The organism is Mucilaginibacter sp. P4_G9 (assembly GCF_056400985.1).
On the sequence record NZ_JBFUKF010000530.1, the window covers coordinates 1 to 2,874 of the forward strand.

Annotated in this window: 1 protein-coding gene; it reads right to left on the reverse strand. The window is 39.1% G+C overall.

The window, feature by feature from the left end; genetic code table 11:
• Positions 1 to 97: 97 nt before the first annotated feature.
• A partial coding sequence (locus AC1DPZ_RS24875; protein WP_477408543.1) for a TonB-dependent receptor occupies positions 98 to 2,874 on the reverse strand: 2,777 nt, incomplete at its 5' end.

The window sequence follows — 2,874 nt, forward strand, 5'->3', positions numbered from 1 at the left end:
ATCTTTACTTTTACTGCACGCTGCCAATACCAATACGGATAGGCAAACCAGTGCATTTCTTAAATTTTTCATAATTAATCGGTTATTGTTATTTGTTTTAAAATTTGAATCTGAAACCAACCAGGAACCTGGCGTAAAATTTATCGTTTTCAACCGTGGCATAATTAGGACTATCCTGTATAGGCAACTTATTATTGCCACTATATGCCTTGTTTGATTGTTTTATTATTAATTTATAAGGAGTGTTAAGCAGGTTGTTAACCTTTATGTAGATGATGTAATGCTCACTAAATTCTTTCTGGGCAGAAAAATCGAGGTTAATAGTTGGTCGCTCCCAGTTATCCAGGTCTTTATATAACGAGAGCGTATTTATTCTTTCGCCTGTGTAAACCGCGGCTAACTGAGCATCTAATTTGTTCTTTGTGTTTTTATACAATAAAGAGAAGTTACCTACGTGTGCTGATTGCCCTTGCAACGGCCTCGATTGGTTTACTTCAATATTGTGAAAGCTGTTATCGGCAGGGTCAACATAAGTGAATTTTTTTGTTGAGTTAATTACCGAATGGGTGTAGGTATAATTACCAGACACGCCAATATTTCCGAAAAACTTCCTAAAAACGGCCTCTAAACCATAATTATGGGCTGTACCAAAATTGTAAGGACTAAGCGTAAGATTTGCAGAATAATCTGTTTGAACCAGCGCGTATTCGATAGGGTTTGTAATGGTTTTATAAAATGCACCAATCATAAACTGATCCAAACCGTTAGGGAATACCTCATACCTAAAATCGTAATTATCTATAACAGAATGCTGCAGGTGCGGGTTTCCCTGTATCGGGAAATTATCAGTTGCAAAACCGGTATTATCCTGGTACGGAACCAGATCAGAATACGCAGGTCTTAATACAGATTTAAAATAAGATAGTCTTAATGCCTGGTTATTGCTTAGTGCATATTTTGCGTTAATACCTGGCAAATAATCTGTATAGGTTATCGACGCCGATTTTCCTGCTATGGTTGCGGGTAAAGAGGAATCATATGACTGATCTGTATGCTCGGCACGTATACCAAATAATACATCAAAGCGATCATTAATAAAGTATTTTGCCTGCACATATCCTGCCTGGATGTTCTCTTTAAAGGTGTACACGCCGGGATTACTGAATGCTGTACCTAAAGCATCTGTATTAGGAATAAATTTGAACCGGGACGCGGGGATTGAAACATATTTTTGATAAGTTGAATCAGCATCGGGAACCGGGCTTAATTTGTATTGATTGTCATAATTGTCGCGGTTTTTATGCCTGGCCATACCACCAAAACCAATTTGTGTGGTATGATTGTTTATTTTGGTGTTATAATGCAAATTCAAATAACCGGAGATGTCCCTGTCGGTATTGCGGGTCCATTCACGAGTTTCTTTCTCGACTGAAATCGGCCCGTATGAGAGTGAAGTGGCGGTACCCGAGGCGTTAGGGCTAATTTGCTGCGTAGTATTAAACGCGGCATAATCTGGCAGTTGTTGTTTGGCCTGCGAATAAACCAACGACCAATCAGTAGTAAAAAATGATGCTAATTTATTGTTTCCGTGCAGTATTAAGCTATAAATGCTTTGCAAATTCTGCCGGGTTTGAATTTGATTATTGTTTTGAAAACCACCAATGTAGCCATTATAAGAATAGTTACCCAGAAGGATATCGTTGGTTAACCTTACCCGGTCTTCGTTTAGTTGTAGGTAAGTACCAAACAGGCTTACCGTATTATCCGCATTAAACTTATAGTCGATTGTTGAGATCAACCCCAGCCGGTTGGTTAAGGAAGAGTATTTCCGGGTTTGGTAATCAGGGAATACCTGCGTCATAGTTGCATTTGGGCCGGCAGCTGGCCCTAATGTAGCATTTTGAACTAATACCGAAGTGTTATTACCTGCATAGGTATTTTGATAAGTACCCGAGAAGATGACGCCTAATTTTTTATTTAAAAACCTGTTGCCAATAGTTAAACTAAAGTTGCTGTTAACAGGTGTTTTTTTTGTGCCTGTAATAAGGTTGTTGTAAGGGAATGAAGAAACGGGTGCATAAACACCATTCCCTATAATCTCGGCGGGCGACTGTTTATTTATTGAAGAGGTATTAAAGCTATCAAATGGCCTTTTAGAAAATAACTGGCTATAACCGGCGCCAACATTTCCCTCTAACCTGAATTCATCAGGAGCGGTTTTCATCACCATATTGATCACTCCACCGGAAGCATCACCTTCCATATCGGGTGTTAATGATTTTGATATTTCTATTCTTTCAACCAGGTCGGCTGGAAATATATCCAGTGGTACATAGCGGTTTTTATTATCAGGACTGGGTATTTTTACACCGTTTATTAACGTTGTATTATACCGTTTGTCCATCCCACGAATAATGGCGTATTGCCCATCGCCGGTATTACCCCTTTCTACAGACACACCCGAAACACGTGCCAGCACATTTGCAACCGTAATGTCGGGCGATATAGCGATAGAATTGGCCGAAACAATATTGACCAGGTTATCTGCCCGTTGCTCGGCTTTTTTTGCGTACCTGTCAGATTCTCTGCTGCCATTTGCCGAAATTGTTACCGTTTTTAGGCTGGATGTATTTGAAACGAGGTAAAAGTTTAGCTTTAAATCTACATTATCGCCAACTTGTACAGTTGTATCAATGGGTAAATACCCTATATAAGAAACTCTTACCCTATAACTTCCGGCTTTGATGTTATTTAGGGCGTATTTTCCATTAAGCATGGAAACCGATTTAATAGTGCCTGGTTTTAAGGCTACTGTAGCTCCTACAAGTTGTTCATTAACTACTTTATCAAAAACATACCCGGTTATAGTTGAAG